This is a genomic window from Halorubrum alkaliphilum (assembly GCF_017873815.1).
In the GTDB taxonomy this organism is placed as follows: domain Archaea; phylum Halobacteriota; class Halobacteria; order Halobacteriales; family Haloferacaceae; genus Halorubrum; species Halorubrum alkaliphilum.
Genome location: NZ_JAGGKQ010000031.1, coordinates 1 through 25,417, shown reverse-complemented (window position 1 = coordinate 25,417; position 25,417 = coordinate 1). Strand labels below are relative to the sequence as shown.

Sequence of the window (25,417 nt, the reverse complement as noted above, 5' to 3'; positions counted from 1 at the left end):
TTCGTTCACGAGACGATCTTGTCCCTGCTGGCGACGTGGCGCCAGCAGGGACGCAATCCATACGAAGAGCTTCGTCGAGTCGTCAGCAACAATGAGATTATCTCACGGGCTCACGCTGTGCCGGCTGTCGAGACCTCGGGGTAAACACGTACGGATCGGTTATACGTATCCGGAGACGGCACAAATGAAGCCACCACTGACGACCTCAACGGGTCGGAGTTCGTTGCCGGCATTGAGGACGGATACGTGCTACCCAGTACCGGGCTGGGCGTGGACGCCTCCGGACGGCTGATACAGGAGAGCGTTGAACCCCCGGAAAAACGGGGCAACTTCGTCATCGAGACGCTCGTCTGGCATGGATTTCACGACTCCCCGGGGCTATTGGACGCTCTTCTTCGCGGGAAGACCTCGACGCTTGATTCGTACGCAACCGAACGCGACGCCATCTGTCCGCTCTGTCCGCGATTCACCAACTACTATCACTGGCTGATCGAAACCGTTCCGAAACTCCGCTATGCGAGGGCGTACGAAACGGCGTTCGACGTCGACGTAACGTATCTCGTCCCGTCGGACGCACCCCTGTGGCTCGATAGGACGCTCGAACTGCTCGGCGTTTCTGACTCCACGGTCGAACGTGCCACGTCGCCGGTGTATCGAACGGACCGCCTACTGATCCCCTCGTTTCCGGATCTCAAACCCCGGAACTATCGGTGGATCCGTGAGGACGTGCTCGCGAACGCGTCACCCGACCGAGAGGCGATCGGCGCGGGCAACAACGTCTACATCTCTCGGGCGACCGCGATCGAGAGGCGGGTCGTCAACGAGGCGGACGTCGTCGAGACGCTGTCGGAGTACGGATTCGAATCCTACCGGCTCGAGGAGCACACCGTTGCGGAGAACGTAATGCTGTTCAACGAAGCAGAGGTCATCGTGGGTCCACACGGTGCCGGATTGGCCGATATCGTGTTTTGTGACGAGGCCACCGTGATCGAACTCTTCGGATCGAAAATAAAGGACCCGTACGAACAGCTGGCTGAAACGCTTGGTGTTGAGTATCACTCGTTGGAATGTACGCCTCGATCGACCGACCTCGAAGTCGATACGGCACGGTTAGCGGAACTGGTCGGTTGAGATACGGATGCCGCATTCTCCCTGCTCGATTACATCGAGCTGTGTTCGTTCTCTTTGAGGTCGACACTGCCGAGTACGTTTCCGGTCGGGGTGCTCCGAGAAGTTTATTCGGTCGTCTCGTCATACTTCGAATATAGCTAATGCCCGACTCCGCACCGGACCCCGAAGCGGAGACTATCACGATCCATGAACTGCTGATACGCGGTGTCGAAGCCGGTATTGACCTCCAGTGTGACAATGGCTCATTCCCGCAGCGTGAGACATCATACTACGATGACCCTCAGTTACCGGTGCGCACAACCTCGCAGTGGCTCCGTATGCTTATTGAAGCGTATAAGATCACAGAGAGAAAAAAGTATTTAAAAGCAGCAGAGGGTGCCGCTTCGTATCTGATATCGGATGTTGTCCGCCCGCACGGATACACATTCCACTGTCGAAATAGTAGTAACAAGGATAAATGTAACGGAGTGTACGGACAAGCGATGCCTATTTGGGCATTAACGACCGCAGCAGAGTACCTAGGTCGAAGCCAACTACATGATATTGCTGCGGATGTGGCCGTATCTCACCCATACGATAATTATCTCTCTCTGTGGCACCGCGTAGAAATTACTGGAGAGGTACTGACGATAGATCGGACATTAAACCATCAACTCGCGTTTGCTGGGGCAGTATCAACTGTTGGCACGGCTCAGTGTCAAGATCAGGTGCAGGACTTCTTGGACAGTTTGGAAAATCAGCTCGGATCACGGTCTGACGGTGTAATCCGTCATTTCGTTCGAACCCCACTAATCCACAGGGGGTCAACGACCAATCGCAATATGCTCACAACGTTGCGCAACAGAGTCCTATACGAAGCATATCGGTATGCCCCTTCGGTTAGAAACAAAGAGGTGAGCTACCAAGCCACAAACCTGTTCTGGCTTTCTTATTTAAAGAAGCAATATCCGAATCACGGCCTTTGGGATACGGAGCTGGTTAGCCGGATCGTTGAAGTCGTTCAGAGTGAACATTTTGCGAGAGAGGTCAAACAGACAGATATGGCATTTACTGCCTCTCCAACCGGATTTTATATTGGGGCTGCACTTGATATGTTTGATGAAGAACATTCAATTGTAACAAAGTGGATCAGCGAACAAGTTAACCGGACTTTTGAATTGACTTCCGAATCGCTAGTCGTGGACGCCCCCGATGATATAAAGATGGCCTCAAATATATGTTACCTCACCGAGTTTTCCGATTTGGATGTTGAAATCGAGATCAAAAGATGATCTCGTCATAGCTCCCGCATATCCGGGTGCTCTGAAATAGCTTCGTCGGAGTAGACCCGCTCACGCTCGTCCATCCATTTTTCATGTCTGACGAGAATGACGACTGGAATCATCTCCAGTTCCAGTATTTTAGCGATTGAAAGACGGTGGCGAGCGTTGGCGAAGAGAAACTCACCGTCACGTCCAATATCAACCAAGACCTCGTTTGCCAGCGCCTCGAGAAAACCGACGCGACGTACCTCGCCTTGTTCGATCAAATCAAACTGAGTCCGGTATCCATCTGTAGCTATTTGATTATATAAGGCTTCTATTTCCCCGCACCGCTGGCGGATTGCGGCCTCAGAATCACAGCCTCGCCACAGGCCTTGATCGTTGTCCAGTAGTGATCTTGCCTCCGAGACGATCGGAGTTTCTGTCCAAGGTCTTCCATCAACAAATCGTTGCTTGAGTGATTGATGGATAATTGTTTCTTCAAATGAATCCGCGTGATACAGGTATGCTGGCGTTCCATCGTATCCGGGTTCCGTTGGAATATCGCTCCGCCGGTCCCACTCACCACTCTTTACTGTCCCGAACAATCGAGTGACATTTCGGTCCTGTGGATACCGCCGCCGCGAAAACTGATTGATTTCGTCGGGTGAGATCCAGATGATCTTGAAAGGGTCGAGTGGTGCCATGTATCCTTGGGGGTGCGACCATCGCCATCGATAGTAACGTGGTGCCACCTTCCAGTAGAGATTTCTCGAAGCGACGTTCGAGATCGGACTTCTGAGGAGGCCGTACTCGGCAGATACTCTCGCGAAGGCGCTTAGTCCTCGTTTACGGAGTTCGTTGATCGCATTAGATACCTTGTCCATCGGCTTACGGTTCGTACGCATTCCAGAAGCTAGCACACGTTCGAAATGTTTGGAAGCCGGGTTGCTTCGTATAGTCGGGCACTCATGGTCGCCGCGTCCTCTGTGTTTTTCGTGAGTAATTTCGTATCTGGATCTAGTGACCGATTGAATTGTTCGGTCAGCCATTCACGTGCTGTCTCGGTGTCGTCGTTGAAGACGTGCGCCACGACGGCCATCTCTATGCCGGTGCAGTTGTATGGGTATCCGTACGGATTCGTTTCGAGTTCTTGTTTGAACCGATCCGAATTACTATGCGCTAGTGCTTTCTCGAAGGTCGTCGAGTGCCAGAAGCTGTGTTCAGGATATATCTGCTTCAGAAGTGTCAGCCCGTACAGATTAAACGAGTGGTACCCTATTGCTCTTTTTTTTCTGTCTTTCTTTGTTTCCGGTCGGAATCGCTCCAGTATTGGCATCGGTACCCGTCGTCGATTTATGTTTTCGAACGTAAGTATTCCGTACTTTTGTAGGCTGAACCGCGGACGCACGTTGTGGTATATCAATCCGGACGAGTACACGTACATATTCTCCCTGAGTTCGTCGAGAAATCGTCGCACCTGCCGATCGATGCGTGTCGTATTATCGGCGTTTGCGACGAGTTGTGCACCAGCCGCCGCAAACCAGATCTGCTGATTTAATGTGTGGTGATATCCCAAAACGGACCCATCTATTTCGACTGACTTCCATCCACCGAGCGAGTCGACGAACGGGTGTCGAAGAAAAACGGATCTAGCTGTTTCAATTGGCTCCTCCCGGTTGAGCTCGCCACCAACAGTTGCGAGTGCTTCGATGGTCCACGCCTGTCCAATCAATCCATTACACGCGTCTTTTCCCTCAATCGCTCGGTGGCGAAACGTCTCTCCGTGTGGTCTCGCCTCGGTAGACAATAAATACGAGAGACACGTTTCGACTCCATCGAGATACTGCTCGTCACCGGTGATTCGAAACGCAGTCAAAAAGGTAATTGCCCAGTGTGACGTGTTCCGCACGGGTGTCTCCGGATCGTGGTAAGGACCATTGTGTCCTGCTGGCATATGTTCCTCAAGTTGCTCAAGACCAGCCTCGGCGTTATGAATCAGAAGAGTATACAAATCCATACCGCCGAATAACACGTATACTACATGAAAGCGTTTCCATTTGCCCGACTAGCCGGACAATCGCCGGGAAAGCCCGGACCCGAAGTTTATCGATAATGACTGATCGATTTTCGCCGTTGCCTCCTGTTTCGGTGATCGTCCCGGTGTACAATGATCCGGACGGGGTTCGAGTCACGCTTGATTCACTCACCAGCCAGCTGTACGATGACTATCGGTTACTCCCTGTCGATAACGATTCAACTGACTCGACGCGGGCCGTGATCGACGAATTTAGCGATTCGTACCCGGACCAAGTGTTCCCAGCGACAGAGTCGGACGTACAGAACTCTTATGCGGCCCGAAACACCGGCCTCGATCGCTCGTCGAGAGATGTAGTTCTCTTTCTCGACGCCAACATGTGGGTCCCCGAAACCTGGATCAAGGATATGGTCACGACCCTTGAGTCAAACGACTACGACTACCTCGGTTGTAACGTCGAAGTCGTCACCGACGATCGGCCCAACTTCTGGGAGCGCTACGAGCAATCGTTCTCGTTCCCCGTCGAAGCCTACCTTGAGGACAAACAGTTCGCCCCTACCTGTTCGCTCGCGGTCAGACGCGAGGTATTCGAAGAAGTCGGACTGTTCGACGAACGCCTCGAGTCCGGTGGCGACAAGGAGTTCGGCCAGCGGGTTCACCGTGCCGGGTTCAGACAGGGCTACGCCGAAAACGTAACCGCATATCATCCGGCACGGAAGTCTTGGAGTGCCCTCCGATCGAAGGCACTTCGGATCGGGCGAGGGCGCGCACAGAAACGCCGGTACCACCCCGAACTCGGTGACACCCATCCACTACACCCGTTCAACTATCTCCCGCCGAGTCCGTTCCGTCTTCGACGCCGTTTCTCGGGCCAAGGCGTTTCGGTTCCGTCTTTGGGCGGATTCTATCTGCTCGAGTACGTCCTGAAACTCACTCAGAGCTACGGAATGTTACAGGAGACGCTCACACATCGACGATCGGAACCCGATGTATCCTGAAATGACCTCGCTCGTCATTCCCGTCTACAACGACCCTCAGGGAATCCGAACTACCCTCGAGTCCCTCCTCACCCAAACCACCACCAACCACCAGATAGTCGTCGTCGACAATGACTCCACCGACCACACCCCGGAAGTGGTCCGCTCCTACGAGGACGACCACGACAACCTCACCCTCGTCCACGAACGCGAGATCCAGTCCTCCTACGCCGCCCGCAACACCGGCATCCGCCACTCCGACGCGGAGATCCTCGCGTTCGTCGACGCCGACATGACCGTCCCCGAGGACTGGCTCGAATCCGCTCTCGACGCCGTCCACGCCGCGGACGCCGACTACATGGGCTGTAACGTCGAACTCACACTCCCCGACAACCCCCCGCTCCCGGCGCGCTACGATCACCACACCGGGTTTCCAGTCGAAGGATACCTCGAGTCCCAGCGGTTCGCCCCGACCTGCTGTCTGTTCGTCCGCCGCGAGGTCTTCGAGGACGTGGGGCTGTTCGATCATCGCCTCAAATCCGGCGGCGACAAGGAGTTCGGCAACCGGGTCCACGACGCCGGCTACGACCTCCACTTCGCGGAGGACGTCACGATGTTCCACCCGACGAGAAACGGGATTCGCGCGCATGTTACAAAGGACCGCCGCGTCGGCCGCGGGCTCTGTCAGCTCCAGCGCTATCATCCCGACCGCTACGGGACGCCGGGCGTGCCGCCGCGCCCAAGCGGGATCAAGCGACCCGATCGCAGCCTCTCCACGCGCGATCGACTCGCGTTCGGCGCACTCTCGACGTTTCTCACCGGCGTTCGCGCGCTTGGCTACTACGAGGAGTACGTGACAGGGTCGTCCAGCGGCGCGCTCGGAGATGCACCCGAACTCGCGGGCGACGACTGACGACAAAGTATTTCCACCCCGGCTGACACGGCCTATTCATGCAAGCAGTCGTTCTCGCCGCCGGCAAGGGCACTCGCCTCCGACCCCTCACCGACGACAAGCCGAAGGTCCTCGTCGAGGTGAACGGCACGCCGCTCATCGAGGATGTCTTCGACAATCTCATCGACGCCGGGGCGAGCGAGCTCATTGTCGTCGTCGGCTACAAAGCCGAGCAGATCATCGACCGATACGGCGACGCCTACGAGGGCGTTCCGATCACCTACACGCATCAGCGCGAGCAGCTCGGCCTCGCGCACGCCATTCTTCAGGCGGAGCCCCACGTTGACGGCCCGTTCATGCTGATGCTCGGCGACAACGTCTTCCGGGGGAACCTCGCCGACGTGACCAACCGTCAGCAGGAAGACCGCGCGGACGCCGCGTTCCTCGTCGAGGAGGTTCCCTACGAGGAGGCCTCCCGCTACGGCGTCCTCGACACGAACGAGTACGGCGAGGTGGTCGAGGTCGTCGAGAAGCCGGACGACCCGCCAAGTAACCTCGTGATGACCGGATTTTACACCTTCACACCGGCCATCTTCCACGCTTGTCACCTCGTCCAGCCCTCCGACCGCGGCGAGTACGAACTGCCCGACGCGATCGATCTGCTCATCCAGTCGGGGCGCACCATCGACGCGATACGACTGGACGGGTGGCGGATCGACGTGGGATACCCCGAGGACCGTGACCGCGCCGAGGGGCGGCTTGACGAAGGAGACCAGTCCGGATCCGAGGAAAGCGTTGAGAACGTCGACGGGGCCGTCGTCGACTCCTGATCCGATCGGCCAGCGCGCGTCCGACGGGTGGTTTCCGGACGACCACGAGAGGATGATTTCTGGACGACCACGAGAGGATGATTTCTGGACGACCACGAGAGGATGATTTCTGGACGACCACGAGAGAGGATGGTCCCGGACGACACGGCGGCTGGGGAGTTAGGTTTGCTCCGTCGGCGTCGAACACCGCATACAGAGCACGTCGGTGCCGGCCCAGTTCACGTCGTTCGCGCCGCAGTTCGGGCAGCGATGCGTCTCGTTACCGTACTCCGTCGTCCCGCGCGGCGCGGCGAGGTGGCCGTCAGCGACCGCCTTGTCGACGAGCCCTGCGAACCGCTGTTTCTTGAACCGGGCCCGGTGTGCGAGAAACGCTCCCGCCTGCGATGGGTCCCCCCCGTGGAGGTCCTCCCACTTGATCGCGATCTCCCCGTTCGCTTGTCCGCGCGCGACCTGCTTGATCGTCGCGGCGGCGGCGCCGAACAGCGGCGTCGTCGCCAGCGCCTGGGGGGAGTCGACGTCGTCACCGGCCGCAACGTAGCGCTCGACCGCGCTCTCGTAGGCCGCGTCCACGCCGTCCAGTCCCCCGGCGACCCGGAAGTCCGCGACGAACTCTCCCAGGCAGCCGCGCTGTCCCGGCGCGTCGAGGACCCGTTCGAGGTCGCGGGTCACGGCGATCCCTTCGACGGCCCGCTGTGTCGCCCGTCGCTCCGCGCCGGCAACGCGGTACGCGACGGTCGCCACGAGCAGCTGTTGGAGTCCCTGTCCGACCCATCCTTTCTCGTCCGGTTCGAACGGATCCAGATCGGGACGTGGGTCCGCGAGCACTCGGCGTCCGCCGCGGGTGTACCGGTTTCCGGCCGTGCCGTATTCGCGCGCCGCGAGCGCGTCGACCGCGGCATCGTAGTGGCCGCCGTCCTGCGTGTTCATGCGGATCCAAGGGATGCGACTGGCTTTCATCTGACGATCCCGGCGGTCAACGGGCACGAGGAACCACGTGAGATAATGCGAACGATCCACAAACGAGAGGTGCCTGCCGGTATCCGGGGGGGTATTGGTCCGAAGGCTCACCTCCTCGTGAATGCAATTCGACGAAGTCGTTCAGACACGACGGTCCGTCCACGAGTACAACGACGACCCGATCGACCGGGAGACGCTCGACGACGTGTTCGAGACGGCGACGCTGTCGCCGTCGGGATACAACCTCCAGCCGTGGGAGTTCCTCGCTCTACGCGACGACGACCGGAAGGAGACCCTCCGCGAGCTCGCGTACGATCAGGCGCACGTCACCGAGGCCGACACGACCGTCGTCGTTCTCGGGAACACGGACCCGACCGCTCACGCCGATCCGGTGTTCGACGACTGGCTCGCGAAGGGATACCTCCCGAACGAGGAGGCTCGCGATGGCCTCGTCGAGAACGTCGAGGGGATGGGTGAGCTCCCCGTCGACGAGCGCCGGATCTGGACCACCCGGTCGACGAGTCTCGCGGCGATGACGCTGATGTACGCCGCGTGGGATCATGGGATCGCGACGTGTCCGATGGAAGGGTTCGATGCCGAGGGCGTCGCCGAGGCGTTCGACATCCCCGACAGCTACGAGCCGGTCATGCTCGTCACGCTCGGATACCCCGCCGAGGGAACCGCGGACATCGAAAACGAGCGGAAGACCCGTCGTCCCGTCGACGAGGTCGTCCACTACGGGGAGTTCGACCCCGTCGAGGAGACCTCGCTCGGCGAGGTTTCAGGCGAGTAGCCGGATAGTCGACGTTCTCACCACGTCAGTCCCTCGTACGCCAGTCCGTCCCGACGCTCGACTATCCGCCGACCGTCGATCACGACCGGGCCGTCGACCCCGTCGGTCGCGTCGAGAGCGACCATCGCGTCGAACGCCTCGTCGAGCGCCGCGAACTCGTCCCAGTCTGTGACGACGAGCGCAGCGGCCGCGCCGTCGAGCGCCCCCGCGGCCGACTCCGCGTACTCGATGTCGGGGAAGCGCTCCCGGGCGTTTTCGGTCGCAACCGGATCGTAAGCGACGACCGTCGCGTTCCGCGCGAGCAACCCCTCGATGACCGGTATCGCCCGGGAGTTGCGAATGTCATCCGTTCCGGGTTTAAAAGCGAGCCCGAGTACCGCCACCCGCTCGCCGGCGACGTCGACGTGATCGTCGAGCAGGTTGAGCATGCGCTCGGGCTGACCGTCGTTGACCGCGACGGCGGCGTCGAGCAGTAGCGGTTCGTATCCCTGCTCGCGGGCCGCCGCGCGCAGCGCATCGACGTCTTTCGGGAAGCAACTTCCCCCAAAGCCCACCCCAGACCGCAGGAACTCCTCGCTGATCCGGTCGTCGAGGCCGATCGCGTCCATCACCTCGTAGGCGTCGATCCCGAACGTTTTACAAACGTTTCCGAGGTCGTTCACGAGCGATATCTTCGACGCGAGAAAGGCGTTGTTGGCGTACTTGATCATCACGGCTGTCTCCGGATCGGCACGGACGATCGGGGTGTCGCGTCCGGCGAGAACCGGCTCGTACAGCGCCTCCAGCCGGGAGGCTGCCCAGTCGGAGTCGGTCCCGAAGACAACCTTGTCTGGGGTACGGAAGTCGTCGACTGCGGACCCTTCTCGGAGGAACTCGGGGTTCGTCGCAACCTCGATTCGGTCGGCTGCTGTGCCCGCACCTCGGTGGACCGCCTCACGGATCGTCGCCACGCCCGGCGGGGTGATCGTGCTCTTGATAACGACGAGGTGACGCTCGTCCGCGCCGAGGCCGGCGAGCGCTTCGCCTGTCGTCTCCGCGGCCGCGGAGAGCCCGCCGAGATCGATGCTCCCGTCCGGATTCGAGGGCGTTCCGATCGTGAGGAACGTGACATCCCCGTCGACCACCGACTCGTACGATGTCGTCGCACGAAGGCGGTTTCCCGCGTGTTTCGACAACAACGCGTCGAGCCCCGGCTCGTGGATCGCCGCACGGCCGTCGTTGAGCGCCGACACCACCGCGGAATCGATGTCGATCGCCGTCACGTCGTGGCCCGCGTCCGCGAGGCACGCCGCGAGTGTCGTTCCCACGTAGCCGCTTCCGACAACTGACACGTCCATACCGTTTGAGGCGCTTCCCGGCCTCAAGAGCGTTCCGCGTCGGTGCTATCCGTACCGAGCGCCACCGCGAGCGCTGTCTTCCTGACTGCTCGGATTGATTCGGGATCGTGCGGTGAGCCGCCGGTCCGATCCGGAAACGTCCGCCGCGTGACGAAATGACTTTATCAAGGGAGGGAAAGGGAGCGTACTTACAGTGGTCTCCGTTCCGAACCCCTTTCGTCTCGCCATCCTATATATCGGCTTCGCGCTCGCGCGGTTGGGGCTGATCGACCGTCACCGCGTGGTCCGAACGACGGACCTAGCGTGGCCGCGGATAGTGACGGGGATCGCCCGGATGTCGAAGAACGCGGTCGACGTGGCGATGGTCGGCGTCGCGGTCGGAACCAGCGCGGTCGCCGGTGTCGGCTTCGCCGGTCCCTTCTGGGGGCTCGCGTTCGCTATCGGCGGTGGCGTTGCCGGCGGGACCATTGCCTTGGTCTCACAGCGCTACGGGGCCGAAGCGTTCGCCGAACTCGGCGACGCTGTCCGGGCCAGCACGCTGCTCGTCGTCCTCATCACGCTGCCGGTGACCGCAGTGTTCTGGACGTACCCACACGAACTCATCTCCCTCATCAGTAGCAACGAGCGCGCGATCCAACTCGGTGCCGACTACCTCCGGATCGTCGGGCTCGGCGTCCCGTTCGCGGGGCTCAACCTCGTCGGTAGCCGAGTGCTCGTGGGGTGTGACGACGCGTACACTGCGATGCAGGTCCGTGCCGGCGGTGCGGTCGCCAATATCTTCCTCAGTGCTGCGTTCATTTTCCCTCTGGACATGGGTGTCGAGGGCGCTGCGTTCGGTACCGTCCTCGCGAACGTCGGCGTCACCGCCGGGTTCGCGGTCGGGCTCGCCCGCGGGCAACTCCTCGGCCTCGGCGCGTTCCCGGTGGTGATCGACCCGTTCGGCTCGTATCTCAACCCCGATATGCTGCGGGATCTCGTGAAGATCGGGCTTCCCGTGGGCGCGCGCAACCTCGTGTGGACCGTCGCGGAGTTCCCCATGCTCTCCATTCTCGATATCTTCGGGGAGAACACCGTGGCTGCGTTCGTCATCGCCCGCCGGATCTGGGGGATCATGAACACGCCCGGGTGGGGCTTCGGGCTCGCGTCGTCGAGTCTGGTGGGACAGGAACTCGGCGTCAACGATCCCGACGAGGCGGAGGCGTACGCCCGCGACATCATCCGGTTCTCGGTCGGAACGTACGTCGTCAGCGCGGTGATCATCGCCGTCTTCGCGACGGACATCGTCGTCCTGTTCACGGAGAGCGCCGACAGTCCCGAAGTGCCGATCGCGGTCAACTTGGTGTATGCGGCCTGCGCTGCCGTCGTCTTCCAAGGAATATCGGGCGGGGCGGCGGGACCGCTCGACGCCGCGGGCGACACGAAGGTTCCGTTCGCGAGCCAGTTCGTCGGCATGTTCCTCGTGTCGATCCCGCTGGCGTACGTCGGCGCGGCCGACGCGGTTCCCGCGCTCGACATCCCGTTCACCGATCTCGCCACGCCGGAGGTCGCGCTCCCGGCAATCGGGTTGTGGGGTCTCTACCTCGCGTTCGTCGCCGAAACGACGATCCCAGCGACGATCAACTACCTCCGGTTCCGGTCGGGGAAATGGAAGGCGATAAGCGAGGAGTACCGTCCCGACGCCGCGACCGCGGACGACGACTGAACGCTCGGACGAGTGCGTCCCGACCCCGTCATCGGCTCGCAAATGTCATGTGGATGGAACGAAATGACCGCGTGCGCGAGTCGTTTCATACCGGAAGTTTCGGAATGGATACACTCCGCCCCGTTGGACCCATTTGACCATCGAATACTTTATAGATCGCTATACTGATTACCTGTTGTCAGCATGAATCTTCCAAGCAGGATCTTTGCAGTCGGGGGTGCTGGGAAGGCGATTACGTACGAGTTGTTGAAAGCCGACTGGGTGCAGGAAGCCGTCCTGCGCCCGCGCCCGAACCCCGAATCACTGACGGTTACTATCATCGACACGGCCGAAGAGGAAGAGAACCGGGATCTGGAGCGGATCCAGGAGATAGAACAACAGATCCAGGAGACGAAAGACCGGCTTCGGAACGAACACACCGGTCGCCCCGGAGAGATCACCATCGAGTATCTCCCGCTTACGCGAAACATTCAGCTCCACGACCAGAACGACCTCATCGGCGAGGCGGCCGTGCCACGAATCGCCTCCGGCATCGGGATGGACGAGGAGAACTGGTGGCTCCAGGCGGAGTTCATCAACGAGAACCTCGACTTCGCGACGGGGGTCGTCCGGAAACGCGGTCTCGGGAAGGGCCTCTACTACAAGGCGTACGCCGAGGACGACGACGTCCGGACGTCGATCGACCTGCCGGGCCGCGGAAAGGTCGCCGTCATCGCCGGGCTCGGCGGCGGTTCGGGGTCGGGGATATTCATCGATCTCGTCAAACACCTGAAACGCACCCAGCGGACGGCCGAGATCACGCTGTTCGGCGTGCTCCCGAACGACGACGAGGGACCGGCGGAGGCGGCCAACGCTCACGCCGCGCTCTCCGAGTTGGAGCACCTGAGCTTGGAGGGGGAGGACCTGTTCAAGGACCGGATCCTTATCCCGATCGACCCGACCGGGTTCGGCGGCAAGAAGGCGAACATTCTCCAGAGCTCCGACGCACTGATCGAGTTCGACCGGGCCGCGATCTACCTGATCGCCACGTACTACAACATGATGGACATGGAGGACCCGTTCGCGGACACGCCCTCATATGCCCCGTTCATCATCGGGATCCCGCAGGTGCTTCGGTACAACGTCGACGCGATTCAGGACGCGAAATCCGTGACGAAGGAGATCCTGAACGCGAAACAGGACGCCATCGAGGCGGAAGCGGACATCTACGCCGGGGTCGACCGCTTCCTCTCGCGGGAGTGGAGCCCGGACGGGATGAACGGCGAGCTTCACGACTCCGACCGGACGGACCTCGAGACCCGGCTCAACAACGTCAAGTCGCTGCTCGATCTGGATCTGTTCACCGAGCTCGATTACGAGTCGGTCTCTATCTATCGTGAGATCGTCTCGGAAGCCGAGGCCGAGGCCGACGACATCGTCGAACGGATCGAGGTCATCGGCGGCTCGATCCGAGCGGGAACCGCCGAGGTGAGCACGGACGGCGAGCAGTACGTCGACAGCATCGACAAACAGCTCGGCGACGTGATCCGCGACGAGTTGAGCCGGCTCGCCCACCGCAAGGACCTGCTCGTTCGGCTGCGTGCGGTCGACGACAACCGCGTCGAGAGTACCATCAGCTACCTCCTCGCGCTGGAGGACGAGGCGATAAACGCCGGGGTTCGACTCAATCAGCTGGAGGCGAAACTCGAGGAGGCAACTGACCGGCGTGACCGGCTCCAGTCCGACCTCGACGATGCCGAGGCGGAACTCGAGGAGCAGCGACGGGCTCAACAGGACGAGGTCGACCGACGGGTCGACGACTGGGAGCGCTCCGTACGGACGTTGTACGAGGAGTACGACGACTGTCGCTCCATCGATGTCGAGAACATGGTCGACAGTCTCGAGATGGCGCTCGAATCGTTCGCCCGAGAGGTGGAGAACGCGGAAACCGAGGACCAGATCGAGGCGATTGATGACGGCGGGGTTCGTGGTGCGGTGAGCACCCTTTCGGACGAGTTCGACCGGGTCGGCATCAACATCAGCGACGTGGAACGCCGGATCAACGCCTCGCTGGCTGACCTCACGGACGCGAAGCAGTCCTTCCTCACGATGAACGAGGACGAGAGTACCCTGGAGTCGGTCCTCCCGTGGGACACCTCCAGCGAGGAGGAACGCAAGCAGGCACAGAAGAACTACCGGATGAAGCGGAACCAACTCGACGACAACGAGGTGTTCACCATCTCCCGTGCGGGGAGTTCGCTGTCCGTCGAGCCCGAGTTCTCCGCCGCTAATCTGGCCCGGAAGATCGAGGACGAAGCGGAGGACCGACGCCGCGACATCGTCGCGGAGACCAGAAGCGAACTCGACGAGAACCACTCCCGCGACATCGACGACCTCGAACGGGAGCTCGAGTCGGGTGCGAGCTTCTCCGAGCTCGCGCGGGCGTTCGAAGAGATGGTCAAAGACGAGGCCGTCGAGACCGACGAGATCGAGCGACGCCACGAGGACCTCGAATCGGATCTCGAAGAGGCCGAGCACAAAGCCGACCTCTACGCCGGGACGGTCGACCTCTTCGAGGAGCTCAACGGCCCTCGGGACATGTTCATCAACGCCCAAGACACGTATCGGAACCTCCGAGAGAACTACAACGAGAGCCGCGAGACGTCGGTATCCACCGAAAGCGAGGACTACCACTACGTAAAAACGGTCAAACCGCACGACATCCTACAGCTCCGTGACGATGCCGACATCGCTGGCAGCAAGCTGTTCGACGACGAGACGGAGCGGCAACGACTCCGCGGTTCCTTAGAGGAGTTGGCGAAGAACGCTCACAACCCGAAGTATACCGGGATCCGCAAGCGTCGCATCAGCGGAGATCGTGCTAGGTACAACGACATGAACATCGTCGTCGGCGTCATGAGCCGGGCGATCAATCAGATCGGCGACGTTGCGGACCTCAAGCCGGTGTTCCAGGGAGCATACAACCTCGGCGCAGGCAGCGAGAACTACGCGTCATTCCCGGTCGAAGCCGGCGGCAGCTGGGACATCGGACTCGGGATCTTCATCGATGGGGTCTTTCTGGACAACCTTCGCGCGGAGGTGGAAGCCGATGGGTACCAGACCGGCTACGAGACAAAGGAGGCCGACGACGACACCGACATCCTCGTTCACCACACCTACGGGCTCGATGAAGGGTACTACGTCCGACGGAACGAGGTGTTGAACCTCGAGAACCCGCGCGACATCGAGTTCTTCCTCCGTGACGAAAGCGAGATCCGGGCCGATTTACTCGAGGAGTACAGCGAAACGGTTCACTTCAACGAGGAGGATCCGGACGCGGAAGCGACCGAGGACATCGCCGAAGAGGAGGAGTGATCGAGGGATGACGGCGATCGGTGAGTTCCTCGAAGAGAACGGCGAGAAGGTGTTTCTCGTCGTCTATTTCGCAGTGATGGTCGCGGTGGCGGGACCACTGTTCCTCGCGCTCGGCGAGGCGTGGCAGGCGTCGGACATCGTTCGGCCGCTCGTCCGCTCGCTCGACCCGTTATTATCGGTTGATCTGGAGCAGTTCTCCTCGGTGATGTTCGGGATCTATCTCGGACTGCTCTCGCTCGTCGCGATCGATGCCAAAAAGCGAGTCCAAGGACTGCTTCTCACGTTCGGAACGGTGTCGGCACTCATCGGACTGTTGTCGATCGGGCTGTTCATCCCGAACATCGACTTCGCCGACAACGTGGTCTGGCTGCTCGGCGGGTTCGTTTTCGGCGGGATCATCGGCGGCGGCTCACAGCTGTTGGAGACCCGAACGGCGACGGCCTTGGAGTTCCGCCGATCGGCGACGCTGCTGTTTTACCTCATCAGCGCGCTCGTCGTCGTCGGGTTGGTCGAGTACCACGTCAACTTCCCGCAGTTCATCCAAGTGGCCGGCGACGAGGTCCAGTTACTGGCTCCGAACCCCGAAGTGAGCGTCGTGTGGGAGGGTATCGGCGTGAACCTCCTCATGGCGTCGGTGTTCGTCGTCACGCTTCGGCGGTTCGTGACGTACGACTCCTCGGAGAGCTTCTTCGTCCTCGGACCACAGGGGTCCGGCAAGTCGCTGTTCCTCGTTGGGAAGTACCTCGCGGCGCTCGACGACGCGGTCGGCCGCGAGTCTGACACGCCGTTGAACCCGAGCAGCGACCTCATGGAGCTCGTCGGTGCGCTCGATGCGGCCTCGAAGGACACGGGCTGGAAGCTCGACGCGACCGGACAGACGGACGTCGAGGACCTCGGGTTCCAGTTCATCGACGGCCGGGTGTTCCCGAAGAACATCGAGCTGTCGAGTCTCGATTACGCGGGCGAGTACCTCGAACGGCTGCCGAGTGCCCTGATGAGTCCGGACGCCGAGGTCGACAACTCGACGCTCCGGCTCCTCTCACAGCGGGTACAGTCGGCGAACACGCTCGTGTTGATCATCGACATCGAACGCTACCACAACAACGAGCCCTTGGAGATCGAGCCGTACTTCGATATTCTGGACGTCGCCTCGAACAAGGACGTCCTGTTGGTCGCAACGAAGTGTGACATTCTCGCCGAGGAGTTCCGCGAGCAGCAGGCGCTCGAGGCCCACCAGTACTTCGACGAGTTCCAAGAGTACGTCAACGAGACGCTCGTCGAGAACAACCAGACGGTCCGAACGCTTGTACAGGACACGTCGGGGGCGAAGATCTACCCGGTGTACTACCAAACGACGACCGACGAGAACGGGGAGCGGGTTCCGATGCGCGACCGCAACGGGAACGTCCAGACCGTCGGGTTCGAACAGCTCCTCGACAAAATGGGGTGACCACGGATGCCAACACTACGCGTTTACGACACGAAAGGGAACGAACACTCGCCGACCGGCGAAGCAGGACGGACGAACGAGACGGTAAAGGACCTGTTTTACGACGGGGTGCGGCTCGCGATCGAGACGGGTCGCGAGCGGAAGTTCACCGCGTTCTTCAGAGCGAGGGAAACGCGAAACGCACGGACGGAGCAGTTCTACGCGGTGTACACCGCCCGCGACGCGACGATTCGGGAGTTCATGGACGCGTTGCGGGACCGGATCGAGTCCGAGTGGGAATACACGATAGACGACTCAGCCGACGACATGAGCGTCTTCCGCGCGCTCGACGCCGGGCGAACGTCGACGCCGGGCGACGACCGTGAACGATCGATCGTCGAGGAGCTGATCGGCTCCCGACAGACCGCTACCGTCGGCGTCCGCGACGCCGAACACGCGCTCGGGCTGATCTCGGAGTTCATGGGTACGTACGACCGGGCGGCGATCGCCGATTCGCCGGAGTCGAGCGCGCTGTCGGGGTTCGACCTCGTCGTCGCGCCCGATGGCACTCGTGGGATCGCACCGGTCGGTGACACCGAGAGTCGGTGGGAGTCGACGAAGGAGTCGCTTCGGAGCAGACACATCGATCAGGAGGTCGCCTCGATAAACGAGTCGGTTCAGACGCTTTCACGCGAGTATAACCTCTCAAGTTCCGAGATACGGAGCCGGGTGTATCAGCGCGTGCCGGCGCTCAAATCGCCGAACACGGGCGGGTCGACCGCCGACGCGCTCGGGAGCTCGGGCGGCGACGACGGGCTTCTCACCCCCGCGGTCGGCAAGGCGGTGGCCATCGGCGCGATCGCGTTGATCGTGTTGGTGGCCGGCGCGTTCGGCGCGATACAGCTCGGATTGATCGGCGGCGGCGGCGATACGGTTCAGGGGTCGGTGTACGCGGACGCCGAGGGCAACGAAACGGTCGAAGGCATCGAAGTAACGCTTGAAACGACCGAGTCGTCGAGTGAGTCTGAGGACGAAACCGAGGGTGATCCGGCCGAGAACGGCGATAGCGGAACCGATCTCAACGCGACGACGGACGAGGACGGGGCGTTCACGATAGACGACGTCCCCGAGGGCGACTACGTCCTCACCGTGGGGGGCACCGACCGCGTCGAGTACGACGAGCGCGACCTCGAAGTCCCTAGCGACGACGCAGGGGACCTCGAGATCCGTCCCGACCGCGCCCTCATCAGCGGTGAGGTCGTCGACGCGGAGACTGGCGAACCGATCTCCACCGAGGGAGACGGCGAGGTCGACGCGGACGTCGAACTGGTCGACACGAGTAGGGAGGACGAGAACGTCGACGCCGCGACGGGTGGCTCCTACGAGTTCGCGGTCGAGGAGTTCGACGGTGAGTACGCTATCAACGCCGACGCCGACGGCTACGAGTCCGGAACGCTGGACCTCGAAGACTTCGGCGAACAGGACGACCTCGAACTCGAGCAGGTGACGATGTCGCTGTCCGGGCAGGTGACCGACAGCCGTGAAGGCGAGGGAGGCATTGAAGCGGCGACCGTCACCGTCACGACGGACGCCGGACAGGAGTTCACCGCGGAAACTAACGCCGACGGGGAGTACGAGACCGACGAGGAGATACCGATCGGCGACCACGACGTCGATATCGACGCCGACGGCTTCGTTGCGGGGAGTGACACCGTCGAGTTCGAGGAGGAGAACGTCGAGGCGGACTTCGAACTCGACGCAGAGGCGTCCGTCGAAGGCGTGATTCGGGACGCGAGCGAAGAGGAAACGACGCTTAACGGTGCGGATGTCACGATCAGCGACTCTGACGGTACCGAGGTCGATTCTGTTCAGTCTGATCCGGACGATGGTTCCTATTCCTTCGAAGGTCTCTCTCCGGGTGAGTACACGATCAGTGTGACCGATAGAACGGGCTATGAAGACGAGGAGGACGTGGAGATATTGCTGGACGCGGGTGAAACACTCGAACGCGACATCCTCCTCCAACCCGATTAAACCGATACCGAACGACTTGGAGCGATGTATCCTGAAGCAACCCTCTCCGGAACCGACCTCACGGTCACCGTCGACGAGCAGGTCGGTTCGGGGACGCACTGGCGGACGTTCCGTGCCCGAACGGAGAGCGGCGACCCCGTGGCCGTCAGAACGCTTCAGGGCACGATCCCGCCCGACGCGTACGATCGGTTCGAATCGCTCGCGGCCCAGTGGCACACCGTCTCTAGCGAGGACACGGTCCGGACGCTCCTCGACTGGGGTATCGACCCGAATCCATGGGTCGCCGTCGACTACGCGCCCGGCGAGCTCGAATCGTACGTGGCTGGAACCCCCATCGAGGCGGCAGCCGACTGCGACCTCGCGACGCGGGCCGAACTCCTCCGTGACGTCTGTGACGCGATCCGGTCGTACGGACGATACGGGTCGACCCGCACACACCTCGCGATCGGGCCCGAGTCCGTCTCGTTCCGGGACGGCCCGGACGGACCGACCGCGGTCGTCGGCGACTGGGGGATCAGCCGGCTCGTAGACGATCCCCCGGTTACGCCGTACACCGCACCCGAACAGGTCGCGGTCGCCGAGCGCGACGACGCCGGCCACGCCGGACAGGCGACGGACGTCTATCGGATCGGCGCACTCGGCGTCCGCCTGTTCTCGGGGTCACCGCCGTTCCCGAACGACGGGTCGTCGCTCGCGGACCGGATCCGACGCGGGATCGACGAGGAGGTCGGGTTCACGGACGTGGCGGAGGAGTTCATCCCGGCGCTACGCCGGGCGACCGCCCGCGATCCGGTGGACCGACACGAGGGGGTATACCAACTCGGTCGGGATGTCTCCGCTGCCGCCCCGCGGGTTTCACCCGGAGAGCGGTCGGTGGGGGCGCTGTCATCCCCCGGGACGGAGCCTCGCGTAGAGGGGCCGGATCCCGGCGTCGACGCCGACGCCGACGCCATCGATTCCGACGGACCGGCGGGCGACGACTCGGACGGGGACGCGGTCGATGCTGAACCGGAGACCGGAGACGAGAGCGCCGTCGAACCCGACGACGAGGCGATCGGCGACAGGAACGCTGACGTAGACGCGGAGGCGACGAATCCGACGGCTGCCGGGCAAGAGAGCAACGGAGCCGAGGTCGCCAAAGCGGTAGTTGTCGTCGGACTCGGGTTGATCGCGTTGATCGTGTTGGTTGCGAGCATATGGAGCGCGATGGCGTCCGGGCCGATCGGCGGCGGCGGCGGCGATACGGTCCAAGGGACGGTGTACGCGGACGCCGAGGGCATCGAGCCGGTCGCCGGTGCCGAAGTAACGCTCGAAGGGCTCTCCGGGCCCTCGTTCGTGGTGACGACCGACGCGAACGGGGCGTTCACGATAGGGGACGTCTCCGACGACGAGTACGTCCTCACAGTGGACGGCTTCGATCACGTCGAGTACGACGAGCGCGACCTCGAAGTCCCTAGCGACGACACAGGGGACCTCGAGATCCGTCCCGACCGCGCCCTCATCAGCGGTGAGGTCGTCGACGCGGAGACTGGCGAACCGATCTCCACCGAGGGAGACGGCGAGGTCGACGCGAACGTCGAACTGGTCGACACGAGTAGGGAGGACGAGAACGTCGACGCCGCGACGGGTGGCTCCTACGAGTTCGCGGTCGAGGAGTTCGACGGTGAGTACGCTATCAACGCCGACGCCGACGGCTACGAGTCCGGAACGCTAGATATCGAACGCTTCGGCGAACAGGACGACCTCGAACTCGAGCAGGTGACGATGTCGCTGTCCGGGCAGGTGACCGACAGCCGTGAAGGCGAGGGAGGCATTGAAGCGGCGACCGTCACCGTCACGACGGACGCCGGACAGGAGTTCACCGCGACTACCGACGGCGATGGAGCCTACGAAACCGACGAGGATATACCGATCGGCGACCACGACATCGAGGTCGACGCCGACGGATTCGATTCGGAGGGTGACACCGTCGAGTTCGAGGAGGAAAACGTCGAAGCAAACTTCGAACTCGACGCAGAGGCGTCCGTTGAGGGAACGCTACGTCAAGAGGGTGATGATGAGAGCGTGATCAACTTTGCGCGTGTCACGATCTACGAGAACGGTTATTCCGTTGGTCAGTTGCGGTCAGATTCTAGTGGACGGTACGGATTCGACGGGCTCTCGCCGGGAGAGTACACCGTCCTCGTGGATGACCGTACCGGTTTCGCTGACGAGGAACTCGTCATAGTGCTCGAAGCAGGCGAGACGCTGGAACGCGACATCGAACTGGCGCTCGCCGAGTGATCCCGTTTATAGGGTATTTATATCAAAACGCCGCCCTACCTACTCTACCGACTCGAACAGCCGCTCGATGCGCTCGCGCTCGCCCTCGACATCGGCTGGGTACGCACCCGCGAGCAGGACCACGTCGTCACCGCGCTCGACGACGGAGAGGTGGAGGTACCCCTGCTCTTCGGTGCCGTCCTCCAGAACGACGGTGGCCTCGTAGACGCTCACGTCGGCCGTCTCACCGAACACCTCTTGTTCGATCTCCTCGTCGAGGACCGGATCCTCGACCGTTCCGCTGAACTCGGTGCTGATCTCTCCACGTGCCTCGTCGATCAGTTCGTCCTCGTCCATGTTCGCGAGCGGGCTGAGCTGCTGGCCGGCCGCGGTGACGCCGGGTGTGCTCACTACGGCGAAGACGGACTCCTCCTGGCCGGTCAGGTCCGACTGGACTTCTCTGAGGTACGCTCGAACCTCGGTTCGTGCCGTGAACTCCCGGCGCTGTCCGAGCTCCTCGAACTCCTCCTCGATGACGACCGTCTCGCTGCGGACCTCCTCGAACCCTTCCTCCTCGGCGGTCCGCTGGTCCGGCTCCGTCGGCTCCGCGGAGCGCTCTATTTCCTCCTCGGTGGCGACCTCGATGGCGTCCGCACAACCACTGACGGCGACCGTCACCCCCGTGATCCCTGCGGCGAGGAATCGACGACGTGTACTCATACACGATCGATACCGGTCGAGTGATATATCAGTTTTCCATTCATTCATGGTCGGTCGTGCTGTAACACCCCCGATCGTCCCCGGGTTCTCGACTCGGTGTCAGGAGCGATGTTCCACCGCTCGGATCGGTCGCGTTGGGCCGTGTGTGGTCCGTCAGTCGAAGGCGGCGAGCCTGAGCGCCCGGGCGAACCCGCCGACCGATCCGTGCCTCTCGTCCGGATCCGGATCGAGCGCGCGGATGATCGGTCGGTCGAGGGCGGTCGGTACGTCCGCGGTTTCGCTCGGTTTCGCCGGCCGCTCGGCCGCAGGCGGCTCGCCGGTCGCCGCGTGGTACGCGAGGGCTCCGAGCGCGTACGTGTCGGGTTTTCCCCGCCAGAGCGGGTCCTCGGAGCCGGGGAGCTGTTCCGGTGCCGTGTATGGGCTCGACCCACGGGTTCCGCGGTCGGAGTACTCCGGGACGGCACTCACTCCCCAGTCGTCGACGACTCCCAACGGTCCATCCGCCGTGTTCGCAACTCGCACGCGTTCCGGCGAGAGATAGTAGTGACGGACCGTGTACCGACTGGCCTGTGACATCGCTTCGGCGGCGTCGACGACCGGCGATATTCGATCGACGACCGAGTCGGGCGGGTCCGTGAGCTGCTCCGCGAGAGTCGGGTTCTCATGTGCCGGATCGGTCAACACCCACGGGAACGGCTCCGTTCCCGAGTCGTACACGGTGACCGTTCCCTCGTAGTGGCTGACGCTTCCCCAGTCGGTGGCGACTTGCTCGAACGACTCCCCGACCTCCGCATCACCAGCTGGGAGCGCGAGGACCCGACCGTCGTTTCCGTCCCCTCTCCCGTCCGATCCGCCGATCCGGTCGTCCGTGACGGCGTACGTCGTGGGAGGGCCGCCCGTCTCGATCGGCTCGGCCGACGTCAGCGGCCCGATGGCGGCGACGAGTCGGTCCGCGGCCGAGTTCTCGGACGCCACTCTCTCGGTGGCCGGTCCCACGGTAGCGCTTCGTTCCCCAGTCGATCCCTCGATAGCAGCTCCGTCCTCAGTCGATCCCTCGACGGTCGGTTGCTCGGGCTCCGCTGTGTCGGTTGGCGGTGTCGCTTCCGAGCGCCGGTCGGCTCCCGGTGTACTCTCGTCGTCCGTCCCGCCTCCGACGTCGTCGGTGACCCGTTCCGCCGGATCGTCGACACCGCGGTTCGAACCGGTAGCAGGTCCACCGGAATCACTTCCGAAGAAACGGTACGCGGCGAAGGCGCTGACGCCGGCCCCGCCGGCCACGCCGAGTAGTTCGAGCGTCGAGAGCCCCGACCCGTCATCGGGCGGCGAGCCCGCGACTGCGCCCGCGTTCTCCGAGTCATCCTCTCGGTCGTCGTGGTCTTCGGATCCCTCCTCCGAGCCGCTGCCGCCCTCGAACGGGACGCCCGCCCAGACGTGGTGATGGCCGAGCGTTCCGAGTTCGGCTCGGGAACCGATCCCGTGTCCGTCGCCCGCGATATCGACGACCGTCGGCGAGGAGAACACCTCGCCTTCCGGGTCGTCGAACCGCCACCGTTCCGCTCCGGTGTCGACGTCGACAGCATGTATCGATCCGTCGGTGGAGCCAACGTAGAGGGTACCGTCGGCGACGGTCGGTGACGACGTGACTTGGGACGCCAGATCGGTCGTCTCCCAGACCGTCGTTCCCGCTTCCGGGTCGATCGCGTACACTCGCCCGTCAACCGAACCGACGTACACGACACCGTCGTGAACCGTCGGCGAGGAGGCGACGCCCGCCGGACCGTCCGCCGTCCACCGTCGTTCGCCGGTCCCCGTATCGAGCGCGTGGAGTCCGACCCCGAACCCGGCGGTTCCGATGTAGACAGTCTCCTCGACGACGGTTGGTGAAGCGAACACGACGTCGCCCAGATCGGTGGACCAGTCGATCGATCCGTCGTCGACCGCTATCGCGTACGCCTGCTCGTCGAAGCTCCCGACGTAAAGCGTTCCGTCTCTGACGGTCGGTGACGACGTGATCGTGTCCCCGAGGTGAGTGTCCCATCGGACGTCTCCGTCGGCGGTCTCCAGCGCGAACAGCGTCCCGGCCTCCGATCCGACGTATACGGTGTCGTCGATGACTGCCGGGGCACCGTCCACTCGGGCGTCCGTTCCGTCGAATCGCCAGCGTTGCTCGCCGGTCGTTCGATCGACCGCGACGATCGCTCCGGACCCCGTCCCGACGTAGACCGTCCCGGCGACGACCGTCGGAGAGGAAACGATCGGACCGCTTTCCACGTCGAACGTCCACGCTACCGACTCGTCCACGGAACCGTTCGTCGACCCGTCCGTCGCGTCGACGGCGTAGAGCGTTCCGTCCTCGGACCCAACGTAGACCGTTCCGTCGACTGCCGTCGGCGAGGAGGCTATCGCGTCCTCCGGTTCGGGCATCGTCCAGACCGCCTCGCCGGTGTCGACGTCGATCCCGTAGAGCGTCCCGTCCTCGGAGCCGACACAGACGATCCGATCCGGGACGTGCTCGGTAGCACGCACCGTGGACACGAGTTCGACGGGCCCGTGCGTCGTGACCGCACCTGTCGAGAGGATCCCCGTAGTGCCGTACAGAACCGTCCGCCTCGACACGGTCGATCCGTCGGTCCCCGACATGTACCGGGATAGTCAGACGAGAGACATGAGTGTTTCTCAAGCGGTCGATACTGTCCGTCGGCCACGGAAAACGAGCGATCGGGGGCCGTTCTCCGGCGTGACGTGGTCGAACACGTGGTTCCGGGGCTACGCTCCCGAGACGAGGTAGACCGCGAGCGCCGCGAAGACGATCCCGAGCGCCTTCCGCGCCGTGAACTCCTCGCCCAAGAAGAGGAACCCGATCACCGACGAGAACACGAGGAACATCGCGAAGATCGGCGTCACGACGCTCACCGGGCCGAGCGCGAGCGACCGGTACAGCGCGAGGATGCCGACCCCTAAAAAGAGTCCGGCGGCCAGTACGTGCAGCAACTTCGGCGAGGACAGATGGGCGGTAACGCCCTGATCCGTGTACCACACCACGCCGACTGCCATTCCGATGAGCAGCGTGTTCGAGACGACGACGGCGACATCGCTCGGGACCGCGTCCGGTCCGGTCGTCGCGACGCGCATGAGCGGAGAGACGAGGGCGTACGCGGCCATCGCGAGGAGTGCGTACGGAAGATACGTGGCGTCCATGGATGTCGGTCGGTCGGCACGGCCAAGTGCCTACCGACCGGAACCGAAGCGCCGGTCGTGATCTCGGTCGGAGGACGGAGCAACTCGAACACGAGGAACGTCGTCCACCGGACCTGCCCGACCAAGAGCAGCGACAGCCACTCCGCACCGCCTCCAGCCGCTCGCGCCACGCGAGGACCGCTGCGGACGTACCGATAAAACCGCATGAAACAGCCGGTCACTGGAACGTGCCTGTTGATCAACTGTGGAAATGGGTATATCAGACCGCTGGCGACGAGATCGTATTTAAACCGAGGACGGGCGGCGGCGACCACTTATAAATAGACCGTGCGGTGGCGCGCCCCGGTGAGCGGCCCGGAGGGCCGCGAACCGCCGGTGCGAGGGAGTCGCGGGGGGGGGGGGGGGGCCCCCCCCCCCCCGCGGGGGGGGGGGGGGGGGGGTGGGGGGGGGGGGGGGGGGGGTGGGGGGGGGGCGCGGGCCGCCCCCGCCCCCCCCCACCCACCCACCCCGCCGGGAAACACG

18 protein-coding genes are annotated in these 25,417 nt (G+C 62.6%); 11 read left to right on the top strand and 7 right to left on the bottom strand.

Features of this window, described 5'->3' with window-relative positions; genetic code table 11:
• Positions 1–246: 246 nt before the first annotated feature.
• Positions 247–1,131, top strand: coding sequence for a glycosyltransferase family 61 protein (locus J2751_RS13965; protein ID WP_209486907.1), 885 nt, complete (start codon positions 247–249; stop codon positions 1,129–1,131).
• A 140-nt stretch (positions 1,132–1,271) separates the two neighbouring features.
• Positions 1,272–2,402, top strand: coding sequence for a hypothetical protein (locus tag J2751_RS13960; RefSeq protein ID WP_209486906.1), 1,131 nt, complete (start codon positions 1,272–1,274; stop codon positions 2,400–2,402).
• A gap of 5 nt (positions 2,403–2,407) precedes the next feature.
• Here the strand turns inward: J2751_RS13960 and J2751_RS13955 are convergent, their stop codons facing one another.
• Positions 2,408–3,079, bottom strand: a complete 672-nt coding sequence (locus J2751_RS13955) for a hypothetical protein (protein WP_209486905.1) — start codon at positions 3,077–3,079, stop codon at positions 2,408–2,410.
• 209 nt (positions 3,080–3,288) lie between these two features.
• Complete coding sequence (locus J2751_RS13950; protein ID WP_209486904.1) at positions 3,289–4,392, bottom strand: agl cluster protein AglQ; 1,104 nt, start codon at positions 4,390–4,392, stop codon at positions 3,289–3,291.
• Between the two features lie 95 nt (positions 4,393–4,487).
• Here J2751_RS13950 and J2751_RS13945 point away from each other — a divergent pair, with 95 nt between their 5' ends.
• From J2751_RS13945 to aglF, 3 genes are read left to right on the top strand one after another with little or no spacing between them, the layout of a single operon-like run.
• On the top strand, positions 4,488–5,408 hold the full coding sequence (locus J2751_RS13945; protein ID WP_245202837.1) for a glycosyltransferase: 921 nt from the start codon (positions 4,488–4,490) through the stop codon (positions 5,406–5,408).
• A 1-nt stretch (position 5,409) separates the two neighbouring features.
• Positions 5,410–6,300: a glycosyltransferase gene (locus J2751_RS13940; protein ID WP_245202835.1), complete on the top strand. Its 891-nt coding sequence runs from the start codon at positions 5,410–5,412 to the stop codon at positions 6,298–6,300.
• 38 nt (positions 6,301–6,338) lie between these two features.
• The gene (gene aglF / locus J2751_RS13935; protein ID WP_209486899.1) at positions 6,339–7,109 is read left to right on the top strand and encodes a UTP--glucose-1-phosphate uridylyltransferase AglF; all 771 of its coding nucleotides are present in this window, start codon (positions 6,339–6,341) and stop codon (positions 7,107–7,109) included.
• 159 nt (positions 7,110–7,268) lie between these two features.
• On the opposite strand, the gene J2751_RS13930 is transcribed toward aglF, so the two are convergent.
• Complete coding sequence (locus tag J2751_RS13930) at positions 7,269–8,036, bottom strand: hypothetical protein (RefSeq protein WP_209486898.1); 768 nt, start codon at positions 8,034–8,036, stop codon at positions 7,269–7,271.
• Between the two features lie 151 nt (positions 8,037–8,187).
• On the opposite strand from J2751_RS13930, the gene J2751_RS13925 reads away from it, so the two are divergent.
• On the top strand, positions 8,188–8,859 hold the full coding sequence (locus tag J2751_RS13925) for a nitroreductase family protein (protein WP_209486897.1): 672 nt from the start codon (positions 8,188–8,190) through the stop codon (positions 8,857–8,859).
• Positions 8,860–8,876: 17 nt separating this feature from the next.
• Here the strand turns inward: J2751_RS13925 and aglM are convergent, their stop codons facing one another.
• Positions 8,877–10,196 (bottom strand): UDP-glucose 6-dehydrogenase AglM, encoded by a 1,320-nt coding sequence (gene aglM / locus J2751_RS13920; protein WP_209486896.1) that lies wholly within the window; start codon positions 10,194–10,196, stop codon positions 8,877–8,879.
• Between the two features lie 193 nt (positions 10,197–10,389).
• Here aglM and J2751_RS13915 point away from each other — a divergent pair, with 193 nt between their 5' ends.
• The 5 genes from J2751_RS13915 to J2751_RS13895 all read left to right on the top strand — a co-directional run bounded on the left by J2751_RS13915 (position 10,390) and on the right by J2751_RS13895 (position 20,998).
• Entirely contained in the window at positions 10,390–11,898 is a 1,509-nt protein-coding gene (locus J2751_RS13915; RefSeq protein ID WP_209486895.1) for an MATE family efflux transporter, read from the top strand.
• A 183-nt stretch (positions 11,899–12,081) separates the two neighbouring features.
• Positions 12,082–15,252 carry a tubulin-like doman-containing protein gene (locus J2751_RS13910; protein ID WP_209486894.1) on the top strand — a complete coding sequence of 1,057 codons (3,171 nt, stop codon included), beginning with the start codon at positions 12,082–12,084 and terminating at the stop codon, positions 15,250–15,252.
• A 7-nt stretch (positions 15,253–15,259) separates the two neighbouring features.
• Positions 15,260–16,702, top strand: a complete 1,443-nt coding sequence (locus J2751_RS13905; RefSeq protein ID WP_209486892.1) for a hypothetical protein — start codon at positions 15,260–15,262, stop codon at positions 16,700–16,702.
• A 6-nt stretch (positions 16,703–16,708) separates the two neighbouring features.
• Positions 16,709–18,715: a carboxypeptidase-like regulatory domain-containing protein gene (locus J2751_RS13900; RefSeq protein ID WP_209486890.1), complete on the top strand. Its 2,007-nt coding sequence runs from the start codon at positions 16,709–16,711 to the stop codon at positions 18,713–18,715.
• Between the two features lie 24 nt (positions 18,716–18,739).
• Positions 18,740–20,998, top strand: a complete 2,259-nt coding sequence (locus J2751_RS13895) for a carboxypeptidase regulatory-like domain-containing protein (RefSeq protein WP_209486888.1) — start codon at positions 18,740–18,742, stop codon at positions 20,996–20,998.
• Positions 20,999–21,037: 39 nt separating this feature from the next.
• On the opposite strand, the gene J2751_RS13890 is transcribed toward J2751_RS13895, so the two are convergent.
• The 3 genes from J2751_RS13890 to J2751_RS13880 form a co-directional block, all read right to left on the bottom strand.
• Positions 21,038–21,697, bottom strand: coding sequence for a DUF6517 family protein (locus J2751_RS13890; protein ID WP_209486886.1), 660 nt, complete (start codon positions 21,695–21,697; stop codon positions 21,038–21,040).
• Positions 21,698–21,850: 153 nt separating this feature from the next.
• Complete coding sequence (locus J2751_RS13885; protein WP_209486884.1) at positions 21,851–24,337, bottom strand: beta-alanine-activating enzyme beta-propeller domain-containing protein; 2,487 nt, start codon at positions 24,335–24,337, stop codon at positions 21,851–21,853.
• Between the two features lie 126 nt (positions 24,338–24,463).
• Complete coding sequence (locus J2751_RS13880; RefSeq protein ID WP_209486882.1) at positions 24,464–24,895, bottom strand: EamA family transporter; 432 nt, start codon at positions 24,893–24,895, stop codon at positions 24,464–24,466.
• Positions 24,896–25,417 lie beyond the last annotated feature (522 nt).

Bases quoted from the DNA above. Each gene is read 5' to 3' on its own strand.
- J2751_RS13930 (WP_209486898.1), bottom strand. From the start codon at position 8,036: ATGAACACGCAGGACGGCGGCCACTACGATGCCGCGGTCGACGCGCTC.
- J2751_RS13880 (WP_209486882.1), bottom strand. From the start codon at position 24,895: ATGGACGCCACGTATCTTCCGTACGCACTCCTCGCGATGGCCGCGTAC.
- J2751_RS13895 (WP_209486888.1), top strand. From the start codon at position 18,740: ATGTATCCTGAAGCAACCCTCTCCGGAACCGACCTCACGGTCACCGTC.
- aglF (WP_209486899.1), top strand. From the start codon at position 6,339: ATGCAAGCAGTCGTTCTCGCCGCCGGCAAGGGCACTCGCCTCCGACCC.
- J2751_RS13890 (WP_209486886.1), bottom strand. From the start codon at position 21,697: ATGAGTACACGTCGTCGATTCCTCGCCGCAGGGATCACGGGGGTGACG.
- J2751_RS13960 (WP_209486906.1), top strand. From the start codon at position 1,272: ATGCCCGACTCCGCACCGGACCCCGAAGCGGAGACTATCACGATCCAT.
- J2751_RS13955 (WP_209486905.1), bottom strand. From the start codon at position 3,079: ATGGCACCACTCGACCCTTTCAAGATCATCTGGATCTCACCCGACGAA.
- J2751_RS13925 (WP_209486897.1), top strand. From the start codon at position 8,188: ATGCAATTCGACGAAGTCGTTCAGACACGACGGTCCGTCCACGAGTAC.
- J2751_RS13940 (WP_245202835.1), top strand. From the start codon at position 5,410: ATGACCTCGCTCGTCATTCCCGTCTACAACGACCCTCAGGGAATCCGA.
- J2751_RS13900 (WP_209486890.1), top strand. From the start codon at position 16,709: ATGCCAACACTACGCGTTTACGACACGAAAGGGAACGAACACTCGCCG.
- J2751_RS13885 (WP_209486884.1), bottom strand. From the start codon at position 24,337: ATGTCGGGGACCGACGGATCGACCGTGTCGAGGCGGACGGTTCTGTAC.
- J2751_RS13950 (WP_209486904.1), bottom strand. From the start codon at position 4,392: ATGGATTTGTATACTCTTCTGATTCATAACGCCGAGGCTGGTCTTGAG.
- J2751_RS13945 (WP_245202837.1), top strand. From the start codon at position 4,488: ATGACTGATCGATTTTCGCCGTTGCCTCCTGTTTCGGTGATCGTCCCG.
- J2751_RS13910 (WP_209486894.1), top strand. From the start codon at position 12,082: ATGAATCTTCCAAGCAGGATCTTTGCAGTCGGGGGTGCTGGGAAGGCG.
- J2751_RS13905 (WP_209486892.1), top strand. From the start codon at position 15,260: ATGACGGCGATCGGTGAGTTCCTCGAAGAGAACGGCGAGAAGGTGTTT.
- aglM (WP_209486896.1), bottom strand. From the start codon at position 10,196: ATGGACGTGTCAGTTGTCGGAAGCGGCTACGTGGGAACGACACTCGCG.